The 16,397-nt window shown below is 57.6% G+C and carries 9 protein-coding genes, 2 tRNA genes and 3 rRNA genes; 10 read left to right on the top strand and 4 right to left on the bottom strand.

What is annotated here, in order from left to right:
• Window positions 1-518: 518 nt before the first annotated feature.
• The 8 genes from JFV30_RS03220 to JFV30_RS03185 all read left to right on the top strand — a co-directional run bounded on the left by JFV30_RS03220 (window position 519) and on the right by JFV30_RS03185 (window position 9,475).
• A 16S ribosomal RNA gene (locus tag JFV30_RS03220) occupies window positions 519-2,055 on the top strand.
• Window positions 2,056-2,138: 83 nt separating this feature from the next.
• Window positions 2,139-2,215, top strand: a tRNA-Ile gene (locus JFV30_RS03215).
• Between the two features lie 30 nt (window positions 2,216-2,245).
• A tRNA-Ala gene (locus JFV30_RS03210) sits at window positions 2,246-2,321 on the top strand.
• Between the two features lie 247 nt (window positions 2,322-2,568).
• A 23S ribosomal RNA gene (locus JFV30_RS03205) occupies window positions 2,569-5,462 on the top strand.
• Window positions 5,463-5,618: 156 nt separating this feature from the next.
• Window positions 5,619-5,734, top strand: a 5S ribosomal RNA gene (gene rrf, locus JFV30_RS03200).
• The 16S, 23S and 5S rRNA genes sit together here with 2 tRNA genes alongside, the layout of an rRNA operon.
• Window positions 5,735-5,909: 175 nt before the next feature.
• Window positions 5,910-6,569, top strand: a complete 660-nt coding sequence (locus JFV30_RS03195) for a paraquat-inducible protein A (protein ID WP_010177104.1) — start codon at window positions 5,910-5,912, stop codon at window positions 6,567-6,569.
• Window positions 6,556-7,179 (top strand): paraquat-inducible protein A, encoded by a 624-nt coding sequence (locus JFV30_RS03190; protein ID WP_201121871.1) that lies wholly within the window; start codon window positions 6,556-6,558, stop codon window positions 7,177-7,179. Before JFV30_RS03195 ends, JFV30_RS03190 begins: the two co-directional genes overlap by 14 nt.
• Window positions 7,172-9,475, top strand: a complete 2,304-nt coding sequence (locus JFV30_RS03185; protein ID WP_201121869.1) for a PqiB family protein — start codon at window positions 7,172-7,174, stop codon at window positions 9,473-9,475. The genes JFV30_RS03190 and JFV30_RS03185 overlap by 8 nt, the downstream gene beginning before the upstream one ends.
• 187 nt (window positions 9,476-9,662) lie before the next feature.
• Here JFV30_RS03185 and mksF read toward each other — a convergent pair whose 3' ends face one another.
• From mksF to mksB, 3 genes are read right to left on the bottom strand one after another with little or no spacing between them, the layout of a single operon-like run.
• Window positions 9,663-12,503, bottom strand: a complete 2,841-nt coding sequence (gene mksF / locus JFV30_RS03180) for an Mks condensin complex protein MksF (RefSeq protein WP_169387072.1) — start codon at window positions 12,501-12,503, stop codon at window positions 9,663-9,665.
• Window positions 12,500-13,207 carry an Mks condensin complex protein MksE gene (gene mksE, locus JFV30_RS03175; RefSeq protein ID WP_201121867.1) on the bottom strand — a complete coding sequence of 236 codons (708 nt, stop codon included), beginning with the start codon at window positions 13,205-13,207 and terminating at the stop codon, window positions 12,500-12,502. The genes mksF and mksE overlap by 4 nt, the downstream gene beginning before the upstream one ends.
• Window positions 13,197-14,474: an Mks condensin complex protein MksB gene (gene mksB, locus JFV30_RS03170; protein ID WP_201121865.1), complete on the bottom strand. Its 1,278-nt coding sequence runs from the start codon at window positions 14,472-14,474 to the stop codon at window positions 13,197-13,199. Before mksB ends, mksE begins: the two co-directional genes overlap by 11 nt.
• A 206-nt stretch (window positions 14,475-14,680) precedes the next feature.
• Between mksB and JFV30_RS03165 the strand changes: the two genes are divergently transcribed.
• Both JFV30_RS03165 and rimI read left to right on the top strand, forming a co-directional pair.
• Window positions 14,681-15,418, top strand: a complete 738-nt coding sequence (locus tag JFV30_RS03165; protein WP_050543234.1) for a hypothetical protein — start codon at window positions 14,681-14,683, stop codon at window positions 15,416-15,418.
• A complete protein-coding gene (rimI, locus tag JFV30_RS03160) occupies window positions 15,411-15,863 on the top strand; it encodes a ribosomal protein S18-alanine N-acetyltransferase (protein WP_003214382.1) in 453 nt (150 codons plus the stop codon). The genes JFV30_RS03165 and rimI overlap by 8 nt, the downstream gene beginning before the upstream one ends.
• Window positions 15,864-15,872: 9 nt before the next feature.
• On the opposite strand, the gene JFV30_RS03155 is transcribed toward rimI, so the two are convergent.
• On the bottom strand, window positions 15,873-16,277 hold the full coding sequence (locus JFV30_RS03155; protein WP_010177096.1) for a hypothetical protein: 405 nt from the start codon (window positions 16,275-16,277) through the stop codon (window positions 15,873-15,875).
• Between the last annotated feature and the right edge of the window lie 120 nt (window positions 16,278-16,397).

The raw sequence follows: 16,397 nt of genomic DNA, 5'->3' as shown, positions 1-16,397 counted from the left end.
GTCTATAATTCGCCCCACTTCCGGCGCAGTCGAAACGGAAAACTCCTTGGTAAACAAAGAGTTATGTAGGTTTCGACAGCGAGCTGCTTCAGATCATCGAAGCCTGGAAGGAGTTGATAGAGCGGTGTAGTTTAGCTCTGTTAACGGTTCGATCTTCTCGGTCGAAAGCGGAGAAAAAGAGGTGTTGACAGCAGCGTGTAACGCTGTAGAATTCGCCTCCCGCTAACGAGAGATCGGAAGCGCAAGTGGTTGAAGTTACAAAGGAAACTTTGAAAACTTCTGAAAATAATCACTTGACAGCAAATGAGGCTGCTGTAGAATGCGCGCCTCGGTTGAGACGAAAGATCTTAACCAACCGCTCTTTAACAACTGAATCAAGCAATTCGTGTGGGTGCTTGTGGAGTCAGACTGATAGTCAACAAGATTATCAGCATCACAAGTTACTCCGCGAGAAATCAAAGATGTAACCAACGATTGCTGAGCCAAGTTTAGGGTTTCTTAAAAACCCAAAGATGTTTGAACTGAAGAGTTTGATCATGGCTCAGATTGAACGCTGGCGGCAGGCCTAACACATGCAAGTCGAGCGGTAGAGAGAAGCTTGCTTCTCTTGAGAGCGGCGGACGGGTGAGTAATGCCTAGGAATCTGCCTGGTAGTGGGGGATAACGTCCGGAAACGGACGCTAATACCGCATACGTCCTACGGGAGAAAGCAGGGGACCTTCGGGCCTTGCGCTATCAGATGAGCCTAGGTCGGATTAGCTAGTTGGTGGGGTAATGGCTCACCAAGGCGACGATCCGTAACTGGTCTGAGAGGATGATCAGTCACACTGGAACTGAGACACGGTCCAGACTCCTACGGGAGGCAGCAGTGGGGAATATTGGACAATGGGCGAAAGCCTGATCCAGCCATGCCGCGTGTGTGAAGAAGGTCTTCGGATTGTAAAGCACTTTAAGTTGGGAGGAAGGGCAGTAAATTAATACTTTGCTGTTTTGACGTTACCGACAGAATAAGCACCGGCTAACTCTGTGCCAGCAGCCGCGGTAATACAGAGGGTGCAAGCGTTAATCGGAATTACTGGGCGTAAAGCGCGCGTAGGTGGTTCGTTAAGTTGGATGTGAAATCCCCGGGCTCAACCTGGGAACTGCATTCAAAACTGACGAGCTAGAGTATGGTAGAGGGTGGTGGAATTTCCTGTGTAGCGGTGAAATGCGTAGATATAGGAAGGAACACCAGTGGCGAAGGCGACCACCTGGACTGATACTGACACTGAGGTGCGAAAGCGTGGGGAGCAAACAGGATTAGATACCCTGGTAGTCCACGCCGTAAACGATGTCAACTAGCCGTTGGGAGCCTTGAGCTCTTAGTGGCGCAGCTAACGCATTAAGTTGACCGCCTGGGGAGTACGGCCGCAAGGTTAAAACTCAAATGAATTGACGGGGGCCCGCACAAGCGGTGGAGCATGTGGTTTAATTCGAAGCAACGCGAAGAACCTTACCAGGCCTTGACATCCAATGAACTTTCTAGAGATAGATTGGTGCCTTCGGGAACATTGAGACAGGTGCTGCATGGCTGTCGTCAGCTCGTGTCGTGAGATGTTGGGTTAAGTCCCGTAACGAGCGCAACCCTTGTCCTTAGTTACCAGCACGTTATGGTGGGCACTCTAAGGAGACTGCCGGTGACAAACCGGAGGAAGGTGGGGATGACGTCAAGTCATCATGGCCCTTACGGCCTGGGCTACACACGTGCTACAATGGTCGGTACAGAGGGTTGCCAAGCCGCGAGGTGGAGCTAATCCCAGAAAACCGATCGTAGTCCGGATCGCAGTCTGCAACTCGACTGCGTGAAGTCGGAATCGCTAGTAATCGCGAATCAGAATGTCGCGGTGAATACGTTCCCGGGCCTTGTACACACCGCCCGTCACACCATGGGAGTGGGTTGCACCAGAAGTAGCTAGTCTAACCTTCGGGAGGACGGTTACCACGGTGTGATTCATGACTGGGGTGAAGTCGTAACAAGGTAGCCGTAGGGGAACCTGCGGCTGGATCACCTCCTTAATCGACGACATCAGCTGCTCCATAAGTTCCCACACGAATTGCTTGATTCATTGAAGAAGACGATAAAGAAGCAGCCCGAAATTGGGTCTGTAGCTCAGTTGGTTAGAGCGCACCCCTGATAAGGGTGAGGTCGGCAGTTCGAATCTGCCCAGACCCACCAATTTTGTGTGGGAAACGCCTGTAGAAATACGGGGCCATAGCTCAGCTGGGAGAGCGCCTGCCTTGCACGCAGGAGGTCAACGGTTCGATCCCGTTTGGCTCCACCACTACTGCTTCTGAAAGTTGAAAGCTTAGAAATGAGCATTCCATCATTGTGATGGTGAATGTTGATTTCTAGTCTTTGATTAGATCGTTCTTTAAAAATTTGGGTATGTGATAGAAAGATAGACTGAACGTTACTTTCACTGGTAACGGATCAGGCTAAGGTAAAATTTGTGAGTTCTCTTAGTTGAGAAATTCGAATTTTCGGCGAATGTCGTCTTCACAGTATAACCAGATTGCTTGGGGTTATATGGTCAAGTGAAGAAGCGCATACGGTGGATGCCTTGGCAGTCAGAGGCGATGAAAGACGTGGTAGCCTGCGAAAAGCTTCGGGGAGTCGGCAAACAGACTTTGATCCGGAGATGTCTGAATGGGGGAACCCAACCATCATAAGATGGTTACCTTACACTGAATACATAGGTGTATGGAGCGAACCAGGGGAACTGAAACATCTAAGTACCCTGAGGAAAAGAAATCAACCGAGATTCCCTTAGTAGTGGCGAGCGAACGGGGACTAGCCCTTAAGTGGCTTTGAGATTAGCGGAACGCTCTGGAAAGTGCGGCCATAGTGGGTGATAGCCCTGTACGCGAAAATCTCTTAGTCATGAAATCGAGTAGGACGGAGCACGAGAAACTTTGTCTGAATATGGGGGGACCATCCTCCAAGGCTAAATACTACTGACTGACCGATAGTGAACTAGTACCGTGAGGGAAAGGCGAAAAGAACCCCGGAGAGGGGAGTGAAATAGATCCTGAAACCGTATGCGTACAAGCAGTGGGAGCAGACTTTGTTCTGTGACTGCGTACCTTTTGTATAATGGGTCAGCGACTTATTTTCAGTGGCGAGCTTAACCGAATAGGGGAGGCGTAGCGAAAGCGAGTCTTAATAGGGCGTCTAGTCGCTGGGAATAGACCCGAAACCGGGCGATCTATCCATGGGCAGGTTGAAGGTTGGGTAACACTAACTGGAGGACCGAACCGACTACCGTTGAAAAGTTAGCGGATGACCTGTGGATCGGAGTGAAAGGCTAATCAAGCTCGGAGATAGCTGGTTCTCCTCGAAAGCTATTTAGGTAGCGCCTCATGTATCACTGTAGGGGGTAGAGCACTGTTTCGGCTAGGGGGTCATCCCGACTTACCAAACCGATGCAAACTCCGAATACCTACAAGTGCCGAGCATGGGAGACACACGGCGGGTGCTAACGTCCGTCGTGAAAAGGGAAACAACCCAGACCGTCAGCTAAGGTCCCAAAGTTATGGTTAAGTGGGAAACGATGTGGGAAGGCTTAGACAGCTAGGAGGTTGGCTTAGAAGCAGCCACCCTTTAAAGAAAGCGTAATAGCTCACTAGTCGAGTCGGCCTGCGCGGAAGATGTAACGGGGCTCAAACCATACACCGAAGCTACGGGTATCATCTTCGGATGATGCGGTAGAGGAGCGTTCTGTAAGCCTGTGAAGGTGAGTTGAGAAGCTTGCTGGAGGTATCAGAAGTGCGAATGCTGACATGAGTAACGATAATGGGTGTGAAAAACACCCACGCCGAAAGACCAAGGTTTCCTGCGCAACGTTAATCGACGCAGGGTTAGTCGGTCCCTAAGGCGAGGCTGAAAAGCGTAGTCGATGGAAAACAGGTTAATATTCCTGTACTTCTGGTTATTGCGATGGAGGGACGGAGAAGGCTAGGCCAGCTTGGCGTTGGTTGTCCAAGTTTAAGGTGGTAGGCTGGAATCTTAGGTAAATCCGGGATTCTAAGGCCGAGAGCTGATGACGAGCTAACTTTTAGTTAGCGAAGTGGTTGATGCCATGCTTCCAAGAAAAGCTTCTAAGCTTCAGGTAACCAGGAACCGTACCCCAAACCGACACAGGTGGTTGGGTAGAGAATACCAAGGCGCTTGAGAGAACTCGGGTGAAGGAACTAGGCAAAATGGCACCGTAACTTCGGGAGAAGGTGCGCCGGTGAGGGTGAAGGACTTGCTCCGTAAGCTCATGCCGGTCGAAGATACCAGGCCGCTGCGACTGTTTATTAAAAACACAGCACTCTGCAAACACGAAAGTGGACGTATAGGGTGTGACGCCTGCCCGGTGCCGGAAGGTTAATTGATGGGGTTAGCTAACGCGAAGCTCTTGATCGAAGCCCCGGTAAACGGCGGCCGTAACTATAACGGTCCTAAGGTAGCGAAATTCCTTGTCGGGTAAGTTCCGACCTGCACGAATGGCGTAACGATGGCGGCGCTGTCTCCACCCGAGACTCAGTGAAATTGAAATCGCTGTGAAGATGCAGTGTATCCGCGGCTAGACGGAAAGACCCCGTGAACCTTTACTATAGCTTTGCACTGGACTTTGAATTTGCTTGTGTAGGATAGGTGGGAGGCTTTGAAGCGTGGACGCCAGTTCGCGTGGAGCCAACCTTGAAATACCACCCTGGCAACTTTGAGGTTCTAACTCAGGTCCGTTATCCGGATCGAGGACAGTGTATGGTGGGTAGTTTGACTGGGGCGGTCTCCTCCTAAAGAGTAACGGAGGAGTACGAAGGTGCGCTCAGACCGGTCGGAAATCGGTCGTAGAGTATAAAGGCAAAAGCGCGCTTGACTGCGAGACAGACACGTCGAGCAGGTACGAAAGTAGGTCTTAGTGATCCGGTGGTTCTGTATGGAAGGGCCATCGCTCAACGGATAAAAGGTACTCCGGGGATAACAGGCTGATACCGCCCAAGAGTTCATATCGACGGCGGTGTTTGGCACCTCGATGTCGGCTCATCACATCCTGGGGCTGAAGCCGGTCCCAAGGGTATGGCTGTTCGCCATTTAAAGTGGTACGCGAGCTGGGTTTAGAACGTCGTGAGACAGTTCGGTCCCTATCTGCCGTGGACGTTTGAGATTTGAGAGGGGCTGCTCCTAGTACGAGAGGACCGGAGTGGACGAACCTCTGGTGTTCCGGTTGTCACGCCAGTGGCATTGCCGGGTAGCTATGTTCGGAATAGATAACCGCTGAAAGCATCTAAGCGGGAAACTAGCCTCAAGATGAGATCTCACTGGAACCTTGAGTTCCCTGAAGGGCCGTCGAAGACTACGACGTTGATAGGTTGGGTGTGTAAGCGCTGTGAGGCGTTGAGCTAACCAATACTAATTGCCCGTGAGGCTTGACCATATAACACCCAAGCAATTTGCTGACCTGAAAAGGCACCAGATTGCGGTGTGTGAAGACGAAATGAACCGAAAGTTCGATTCTTGCAAACACCGAAAGCTATCACATACCCAATTTGCTGAAGCGAGGCCAGCTGGCCACGACTCAGTACCCGAATTTCTTGACGACCATAGAGCATTGGAACCACCTGATCCCATCCCGAACTCAGCAGTGAAACGATGCATCGCCGATGGTAGTGTGGGGTTTCCCCATGTGAGAGTAGGTCATCGTCAAGATTAAATTCCAGAACCCCTGATTGCTAACGCAATCAGGGGTTTTGTTTTGGGCGGTCGAAAAGTTACGCGTAGCACCATGCTTGATCTGCAGCGGGGCCCCGACAAATTTGCACAGTTATTTCTGAACCAGAACACTAGAATAGGCACCTAATCTTTTTTAGAGTCCGAGCCCTATATGCCCGACCCGGTTGATACCCTTGAGGTGTCAGACTTACCGCTGGACGAACTGGTGGCATGCCATGAGTGCGACTTGCTGATGCGCAAGCCAGAGCTTGCCCGTGGTGAAAAGGCCCAATGCCCACGCTGCGGTTACGAGTTGTACGCGCACCGCCACAACGTCGTGGAGCGGAGCCTGGCTTTAGTGCTTGCCGCACTGTTGTTGTACGTCCCCGCGAACTTTTTACCCATCATGCAGCTCAATCTACTCGGGCAGTCTTCGCAGGACACCGTATGGACCGGCGTTGTTGGCCTGTTCGACACCGGCATGCAAGGCGTCGCCGTGGTGGTGTTCCTCTGCAGCATGGGCATTCCATTGCTCAAGCTCCTGTGCCAACTGGCGGTATTGCTAAGCATCCGCTGGAACATTGGTCGCAGCTACGGCCTGCTGTTCTACCGCATCTACCATCACCTGAAGGATTGGGGAATGCTCGAGGTCTACCTGATGGGGGTGCTGGTGGCGATCGTAAAACTGGCTGACATGGCCTCCATCACCGTCGGGCTGGGCCTGGCCTGCTTCGTAAGTCTGTTAATGGTCCAGGTGCTGCTGGAGGTGGTGATGTCACCTCACCAGATCTGGGAAGCGCTGTCAGGAGAGGACGCTCATGCGGGCGATTGATGCGGGCATTCTGATCTGTACGGAATGCCACGAGTTGAACAAACAAGACCCGGACGCCGACGAGCAAACCTGCACCCGTTGCGGTGCGTTGGTCCACGCTCGCCGTCCGAACAGCCTGACACGCACTTGGGCGTTGCTGATCACTGCAGCCATCTTGTACATCCCGGCCAACCTGTTGCCGATCATGACCGTCAGCTCCCTGGGGCAGGGCGATCCGAGCACCATCATGTCCGGCGTGATCCAATTGATGCAGCACGGCATGTTCCCCATTGCCGCGGTGGTGTTTATTGCGAGCATCCTAGTGCCCACCTTCAAGCTGGTGGGCATCGGCCTGCTGCTGTTTTCAGTGCAACGTCACCAGCCACTTTCCGCGCAACAACGCATTATCATGTACCGCTTTATCGAGTTCATCGGCCGCTGGTCCATGCTGGATATCTTCGTGATCGCCATCCTGGTGGCGGTTGTAAATTTTGGGCGACTTGCCAGTGTCGAGGCCAATCTCGGTGCCGTGGCGTTCGCCAGTGTGGTGATCTTGACGATGCTTGCCGCAGTAACTTTTGATCCCCGACTGATTTGGGATAACACGGAGTCGGACGACGACCATGAGTGATTTGCCTAAGGCTAAAACCCGCCCAGCTTCGAACTGGTCGGCCATTTGGGTGCTGCCCCTGATTGCCCTGATCATCGGCGGCTGGCTGGGATGGCGTGCCTACAACCAGCAAGGTATCGAGATTCAAGTTCGCTTTGAAAGTGGCGAAGGTATCCAGGCCAACAAGACCGAAGTGGTCTACAAAGGCATGTCCGTGGGCAAGGTCAAAGCCCTGGCCCTGGATGACGAAGGTAACAATCGCGGGGTGATTGCCACCATCGAGATGAACAAGGACGTCGAGCAATACCTCAAGACCAACACCCGCTTCTGGCTGGTTAAACCGAGTGTCAGCCTGGCCGGTATCACCGGCCTGGAAACCCTGGTCTCGGGTAACTACATCGCCGCCAGCCCGGGCGATGGTGAGCCGACACGCAAGTTCAAGGCCCTGTCCGAAGAACCGCCTTTATCCGACGCCAAGCCCGGCCTGCACCTGACCATCAAAGCTGATCGCCTCGGCTCGCTGAATCGTGGCAGCCCGGTGTTCTACAAACAGATCCAGGTGGGCCAGGTCAAAAGCTACCTGCTCTCCGAGGACCAGACCACCGTTGAGATCAAGGTCTACATCGAACCGACCTACGCCAGCCTGGTGCGCAAACACACGCGTTTCTGGAACGCCAGCGGCATCAGCATCGACGCCAACCTCTCCGGTGTAAAAGTCCGCAGTGAGTCCCTGGCCAGCATCGTTGCCGGCGGTATCGCCTTCGCCACGCCAGAGAACCGCAAGGACAGCCCGCCGACCGACCCAAGCCTGCCGTTCCGCCTGTACGAAGACTTCGACGCCGCCGCCGCGGGCATCAAGGTCAAGGTCAAACTCACCGACTTCGAAGGCCTTCAGGCTGGCCGCACGCCAGTGATGTACAAAGGTATCCAGGTCGGCAGCCTGAAAACCCTGAAGATCGACCCGGACCTGTCCAGCGCCAATGCCGAGCTGACCCTCGACCCACTGGCCGAAGACTACCTGGTTCAGGACACCCAATTCTGGGTGGTCAAACCGTCCATTTCCCTGGCCGGCATCACCGGGCTGGAAGCCCTGGTGAAAGGTAACTACATCGCGATCCGCCCCGGCGACAAGGGCAGTGCGCCACAACGGGAATTCGTGGCTCGGGCCAAGGCGCCGCCACTGGACCTGCGTTCCCCCGGCCTGCACATGGTGCTGTTCACCGACAACCTCGGTTCCCTGGATGTGGGCAGTCCGATCCTCTACAAGCAGGTCAAGGTGGGCTCCGTGCAGAGCTACCAGTTCTCCCGCAAGTCCAAGCAACTGGTGATCGGTGTCCACATCGAGAAGGAATACGAAGGGTTGGTCAACGGCTCGACGCGTTTCTGGAATGCCAGCGGCGTGACCCTGACGGGTGGGCTGACTGGCGGTATCCAGGTGAAAAGCGAATCGTTGGCCAGTCTGATGGCAGGCGGTATCGCCTTCGAAACCCCGGAGCAGAATGTGCCGCTGAAAAAGCGCATCCCGCGTTTTCGCTTGTTCGCGGATCGTGAGGCCGCCAACCAGCACGGTACGCTGGTGACCATCAAGGTCGACCGCGCCGATGGCTTGCGCCCAGGTACGCCGGTGCGCTTCAAGGGCCTGGACGTCGGCAAGATCGAAAGCGTCGACCTGAGCGCCGACATGCAATCGGTACTGCTCAGCGCGCGCATCACTCAAGTGGCCGACCGCATCGCCCGGGCCGGCAGTCAGTTCTGGGTGGTCAAGCCTGAGCTGGGCCTGATGAAAACCTCCAACCTTGAAACCCTGGTGACCGGCCAGTACATCGAAGTACAGCCGTCAGCGAAAAACGCCGGCCCACAAAAGAGCTTTGTCGCGTTGGACAAGCCACCAGAGGCTGTACATCAGGAGGAAGGCCTCAGCCTGGTACTCAGCGCCGCACGCCGCGGCTCGTTGAAGGAAGGTGTGCCGGTCACTTACCGCGAAGTCACCGTAGGCAAGGTCACAGGCTACGAGCTGGGCCAGACCGCCGACCGCGTGCTGATACACATCCTGATCGAGCCCAAATACGCGCCGCTGGTGCGCAGCGGCAGCCGGTTCTGGAACACCAGCGGGTTCGGTCTCGACTTCGGCCTGTTCAAGGGCGCGACGGTGCGTACCGAGTCCCTGGAGACCCTGGTTGCCGGCGGCATCGCCTTTGCCACGCCAGACGGCGACCGCATGGGCAACGCCGCTCGACCGCAGCAAACCTTCCCGCTGTTCGACAAGTTTGAAGACGAATGGCTGACCTGGGCCCCTAAAATCCCACTCGGCAAATAGACCGAGGCGCGTCCATCGCGGGCAAGCCCGGCTCCCACATTAGAAATGCATTGTCAGGAAGAATGCATTCCAAGTGTAGGAGCCGGGCTTGCCCGCGATGAGGCCCTCGGCAGCCCCACACAATCCAAGCCACAAAAAAGGCCGCGATCCAAAAGATCGCGGCCTTTTTGCATTTCAGCGGGGCAGGTTAAACCTCATCCAGCTCCGGCTCATCCGCCTGCACATTCACGGTCGCTTTCACCACATCGTGACGGCGAATGTACTTCCAGTCCGCTTCATCGATGTAGATCCCGTTCGGCCCGCTGCCGCCTTCCAGGTCAATTGCTACCTGAGCGGACACCTGCGGCTTCACACTGGCCAGAATCGGCACGAAGCCCAACTGCAAGCTGGTCTCCAGCAACGCTGCCTGGTTCTTCTCGTCGATGTCCGCGGCCTCGTCGAGGTAGTACGGCAAGCGCACGCGCCCGGCCTGGTCGCGGTCCATCAAGTGCAGCAACAAGTACATGTTGGTCAGCGCCTTGATGGTCATGGTAGTGCCGTTAGAGGCGGCGCCATCGATGTCGGTATGAATGATCGGCTGACCGTTGACCTTGGTGATCTCGAACGCCAGCTCGAACAAGTCCTTGAGGCCCAACTGGTTGTGGTTGGCCGCTACCAGGCGCGCCAGGTACTCCTTGGCTTCTTCGTTCTTGTTGTCCTGCTCGGCACTCTGGCTGAGGTCGAACACCGAGAGGGTTTCGCCTTCTTCATATTGGCCGGCACTGTGGATGATCTGGTCGATATGCTTGAGAGCTTCCTTGTTCGGCGCGAGCACGATGCGGAAGCTCTGCAGGTTGGACACCTGGCGCTTGTTGATCTCGCGGTTGAACAACGCCAGCTGGTGCTCAAGGCTGTCGTAGTCACTGCGGATATTGCGCAAGGTGCGCGCGATATCGGTAACCGCCGCACGCCGCGCCTTGCCCAGGGTCAGGGCTTCATCGGTACGGTGCGCGTACGCGTTGATCAGCAGGTGCAGGCGACGCTCCATATCGTCTTCGCTGTCGAACTTGGCCACGCCCTTGAGGCGTACCTGTGCATACAGTGCGTCGATCTGGCCATCCGCACGCAGCAAACCCTGCCAGCTGTCCTGATAGTCATTGAGCAGCGGCAGCAGGTTTTCCATGGAGTCGTCGACCGGGTCCATGAATGGCGTACCAAACGGCAAGTCCGCCGGCAGCAACTGACGACGACGCAACGCGTCATCCAGCGTGCGCTGCTTGGCTTCCATGTCGCCAATCTGGCGGCCCACCAGTTGCAGCTTGGCCGACAGTTGCTGGACGCGTTCGGTGAACGCATCACTGGAGCGTTTCAACTCGTCCTGGGCGGCTTCCATCTGCGCCAGGTTTTCCAGCTTCTCGCCTTCCTCGGCGCTCAGGGTTTGTGCACGACGGAAATCTTCCAGCGCCTTTTGCGCGTCCAGTACCTGTTGGTACAACGCTTCGGTCTGGGTCTTGCTCGCCGCGCGGTCGGCCGCCACGGCTTGCTGGGTTTTCAGTTGCTTGAGTTCTTTTTCCAGGCGCTCTTTCTGGTCGCGCAATGCGGCGCGGTCAGCCAGCGCCTGCAACGCCGGCGGCTCGATGTGCGAGATATCGATGGCCAGCCCTGGTACTTCAAAGCGTTCGCCCTTGAAGCCATCGAGGATCTGCTCCAGGGATTTCACCCACAGGCCGTCCTCGTCCAGCGTGATGCCATGCTCACCCAGCGGCAAGCTGAACAGCGAACTGTTGAACAGGCGCATCAGACGCTCGACATCCTGCTGCGAGAATTCTTCCCGCAGCTTGGCGTAGCTGTTGTTGTCGGCGTGATCGAGTTGCTGCTTCACCGACTTCAGGCGTTTTTCCAGGTCACGCAGACGCTCGTCCAGATCCTCGGCGCTGAACTGACGCGACTGCGCCAAGGCACCGGCCAATTCATCGTGGGCATCCTTGGCCGCCAGCAGTTGCTGCTCCAGCACCTTGACGTCATCCACCAGCGCGAAGCGATGCTTGAGCACCGACAACTCACCGAGCCAACGCTGAATGCCGCTGATTTCCCGCTCCAGGCGCATCAGCTCCTGAGTGCCGCCGCGCTGGTCGTTCTGCAGCGCGTCTTGCTCGTTGCGGTAATGCTCGGCCTGGATCGTCAGCTCTTCCTTGCGCGCGCTGGCGTAGTCCGACCAGGTGCCCAGCAGCGAATCCAGCAGCGGCGACAGGCGATGCAGTTTGCCGCGCAGAATTTCCCGCTGTTTCACACCATTGGAAAGCGCTTCCACCAATGGCCCGGCGGCCACCAGCGAGTTGTAGTCTTGCTCCATGCGTCGTACATCACGGAAGGCTTCTTCGCACGCCGCGATGTAATCGACACTGCCGGAACGCAGGCTGTGTTCGAACGCATCCAGAAACAGCTGCTTCAACTTGGCGGCGGTAATTTCCCGCATGTGCAGCAAGTTGATAAACAGCGCGCGGAAGGTCTTCAGGCTCTGCTCGCTGGTGGAGCGCAGCGGAATCAGGGTCAGGTCCAGCGGGATCGACGTGTGGCCACCCACCAGCAAACGGCGCAGTTCATCGGGCTTCAGCTCATAGGCTTTCAGGCCTTCGCGCTCAAGGTTGGTGAACAGCTCTTTCTGGCGCAGGCAGGTGTCGTTCTTCTGGTAGTGCGCCAGGTCCAGCTTGCCGGCGTAGGCAAAGAACTGGTGACCGAAACCACCGCCCGGGCCGCGCCCGACCACGCCGATCACGTGCGGGCCGTGGGGCAGCGCGACTTCCACCAGGATGTAGCTGGTGTCGGTGGCAAAGTAGAAACGCCGGGACTGTTCCAGGGTGTACTTGCCGAAACTCATGTCCGACATGCGCGCCAGAATCGGGAACTGCAAGGCGTTGATCGAAGCCGATTTACCGAGGTTGTTCGCGCCATACACCGACAGCGGTTCTTCCAGCGGGAACAACCCCAGGCTGTAACCGGCCGTGTTCAAAAGGGCGAAGCGGCGAATGCCGTAGCGTTCCTTGCTCATGCGTCGGTCTCCTGTTCTTCGGCAATGGCACGGGCCAAGGCGTCTTCTTCGCTCTCATAAGAGAAGTCACTGAGATCAAGCGGGTCATCGGTCTTCAGCAGTTTTTCATCGCTGTCTTCGTCGATGATCACCGGGGCCGGCAGCGGCAATACGCTGTGGATGCTCGCGGCGAGATCACGGTCCTGCTGGACCGAGAGGCACACATCGAGGAAGCGGTGCATCGGCGGCAGGAAGCGGTAGATACCGTTCTCTTCACTGGCAAAACCCAGCTGCGTCATACGACGCATGATTTTTTCTTCCAGCTCCTCAACGGTCTGCACTTCGGCCTGGATAAACAGGTCACGGTACTTTTCCAGCAGGGAGGGCAACTCGTCACGGCCCAGGCTGCCACCGTCGAGCACGGCGATCGGGTCGCGGCCCTGGTCGGCAAGGTGCTCGACGATGATGAAGGTGAACAACGCCAGGCGCTGGGCGGTCTTGTTGACCTGCGCGGCGGCCACGGCCGAGTCCGGCACGAAGTAGTAGAAACCCCGGGTGTCGCATACCAGCTCAAAGCCCAGGGCCTTGAACAGCGTGCGGTACTGGTCCTGGAAGTTCGACAGTTGGGCGTACAGCTCCGGGTCGCGGCGGCTGACGTGGTAACCCTTGAACAGCTCGCGAAAGATCGGCGCCAGCTGGGACAGTTCGGATAGATCAAGATGCATTTGGTGTGCTCGCAGAATTCCCGTGCGCATCAATGCTGGCCGGGAGCAGGGCGAATGAGCGCAGGCTGACCTGGTGCTCGTGAGTGTGGTAATCCCGTCGTTCCAGACGTTCACGCTTGAAGCGTTTTTCCCGCGACAGGCGTGAAAACCAATACAGCAACTCGTCGGTTGCGCCGTCCGGCTCCTGCTCCAGCAGCCAGGTCATCAGGTCGGGCATCGGCAGTGCGTCTTCGCAGCGCTCGAGCATTTCCTTGACCGTGCGCGGGGCGCGAGGGGCTTCGCCCTTGTGGGATTTGTGCGCCTTGGGGAAACGCGCCGGCTTCGGTTCGAAGTTGGCCAGGGCGTACACATAGGCTTCGACCTGGCTCGCACTGCCGAGGAAGGTGCTTTGCGGCCGGGTAAACATCGGCATCGCCGCTTGCGGCACCGCGTCCAGGCCCTTGCGCCGAATCGCCGACAGGGCCAGGGCCGCGCCCCGGGTCACGGCGTTGTGCCGGCGTGCTTCTTCACGCAGTGGCAGCAGCAGTTCCCGGGCGTGACGCAAGGTCAACTGGGCGCTGGTCTGCATTTCGAGGATGCGCGCGTGGGTGCGCAGCAGCATGTCGTCGTCCACCAGGTGGCCGAGGCGCTGCTGCTCGGTGAGCATGCGCAGCAGCACGTTTTCGACCTTGCGCACGCCTTGTTCGAAGGCGCCGTCGGCGTTCACCAGCTGGATCATCGGCTCGACGTATTCGTCCCACGTCGCCAGTACTTCGGCGTAGCGCTGGCGCAACGGGATCTGCCGGTCGCTGGTCTTGGCGCGGTCGGCCACGGCCGCAAGGGCTTGCTCGTCGTTGGCGAGTTTTTTCAGCACGTCGCGCACGCGCATGTCCAGCAGGCGCAGTTGGCGCGCCAGGTCATGGCCGTCACGGATGTCGAAGGCGTCCTGGATATAACCCGCCAGGCGCTCAAGGTGGCGCAGGTAGGCTTCGATTTCCAGGCACAGGCCTAGCCGGTGCTCCTTGCGAAGATAAGCCAGGAAGTCGTGGATCTGTGCGTTGAGCTCGAAACGGTTCGGGCTCTTGGCGACAGGCACCAGGATATCCAGGCGAATCCACACGTCCAGCAGGCTGGTGATGTCCTGTGGCGTGCTGTCCAGTTGTTGGGCGGCCAGTTGCGCGCGCAATTCGCTGAGGCTCAGGGTGCCTTGGTCGAAGTGTTCGCACAGTGGCTCAAGCAGGGCCCAGTGTTCGGCGAGGGCGCGCAAGACGCGCTTGGGTTCGATCATCGGAATGGCCGGCTGGTTAGCGATTAAAAGCAGCGATTGTACTGCATCGGTGCCGGGATTTATCCACAGCCGGTCGTGAGGCGCTCGGCGAAACGATCAACTGCGGGCGATCTTCGTCGAAGGGCGGTAGAATCCCTGTTCTTTAGTTATCCACAAGTGGCCGACCTTTGCTTATCGAGTCCCGACGTCGCGCTTACTTGACCGCCATGCAGGTGGTCAACTGGCTGCCGCGCACTGAATTACCGTTCGCCGCACCCTCGCGGCCCGAGCTGCTGGAGGCCCCGGAACCGTTCGAGGCCTTCGAGCCTTCGGGCGAGGAGGCGGCTGCGCCGGTGCCTCTGGTCAAACCCGTGGCAGACGCCCCAGCGGTTCGGCCAAAAGTCGAAGTCCCGCGCCCGTCGCCGGTGGCCAAGCCGGTCGTCGCCGAGGAGGCGCCTGCCGTGGCCAAGGCCCCGGTGGTACCGCCGCCGCGCTTCGCCCTGCAACTGCTGCGGGCCGGGCGTTGCCTGTTGCTGGTGGAGCTGCCCACCGGCGAGCGCTTCCAGAGCCGCGACCCCGCGTATTTGTTGCTCAAAGACATGCTGCGCGCCGCCGGCCTGCCCGACAGCCCGCAAATCGTAGGCGAACCGGTGCGCTGGCCACTGCTGGTCCGGGGCACGATGGACCAGGGCCCGGAGGCCGCGCGGGATTTTGTGCAAGGTTTTGTGTCGGCGCGGCTGGAAGACGAACCCTGTGTGTGCCTGTGGCTGATCGGCCTGCCCGCCGTGCGGTTTGCCGGCGAAGCCAACGCCGAAGCCTGGTACCGCGAACTGCAGGTCGAGGGCCTGGGCTCCGTCTGGGCCCTGCCGGGCCTGGAACTATTAATGGAAGAGCCACAGCGTAAGGCTGATGTCTGGCAAGCCATGCGCCGGCTGATGGCGCGCTGGAAAAGTACCGATGAGTGAAGCTTTATCCTTCCGCCCGATGACCGAGGCGGACCTCGACGCCGTACTGAAGATCGAATACGCAGCGTTCAGCCACCCCTGGACCCGCGGGATTTTTCTCGACGGGCTGGGCAAGTACCAGATCTGGCTGATGTTCGAAGGTGAGCAGCAGGTGGGCCACGGGGTGGTGCAGATCATCCTCGATGAAGCCCATTTGCTGAACATCACCGTCAAGCCGGAAAACCAGGGCCGTGGGCTGGGTTTGAGCTTGCTGGAGCACCTGATGTCCCGAGCCTACGAGGCCAAGGCGCGGGAATGTTTCCTGGAAGTGCGCGACAGCAACACCGGCGCGTTCCGGCTCTATGAGCGTTATGGTTTCAACGAAATTGGCCGCCGGCGGGATTATTACCCCGCCGTCGGTGGTCGCGAAGATGCGGTCGTGATGGCCTGCACCCTGGTGGATTAACGCGTTGTCCTAGCGGTTTCCGTCCACCGGATCCCGCTCCGCCAGCTCGGCCTCATCCAAGCCATTGCCGCCGCCAATCTCATCTTCATCGACGATGCTCAGGTCCCAGTCGGCCGGTTCACCTTCACCTTCTTCCCGGGCGTCCCGTGCGCCATCCTCGCGGATCAGCGTCTCCGGGCTCATGTCATCATCGGTGGATTCATGATCATCGGTGGACGCCCCGGTCATCCCGGCCTCGCGCACCCGTTCGTCGGGCATCAGATGCTCGCGTTCGCGGGGCGGAATCTCGTCGCCGATCTCCGCCGTGGGCTCTTCCTCGTCAAAATCCAGTTCCCGCATCGAACCCATGCGGTCTTCGTTGTCATCAATCGGCTCCGGTTGGGTGGCGCCGAAAGGACGTCGTGAATCAGTCATGGCGATTCCTCATACTGTGGGGCTTATAGTGTGTGGACAGGCATGGCTCCCCAAGATTCAAGTAATTGCCCGCCGGCTATCTTTATTCCCGGCGTGACCCGGACGGGCGGTCGAGTGTCA

Origin of the sequence: Pseudomonas sp. TH32 (assembly GCF_016650855.1) — a bacterium.
Lineage (GTDB): Bacteria > Pseudomonadota > Gammaproteobacteria > Pseudomonadales > Pseudomonadaceae > Aquipseudomonas.
Note: the sequence above shows the minus strand (reverse complement) of the source record. Positions and strands in the feature narration are given on the sequence as shown.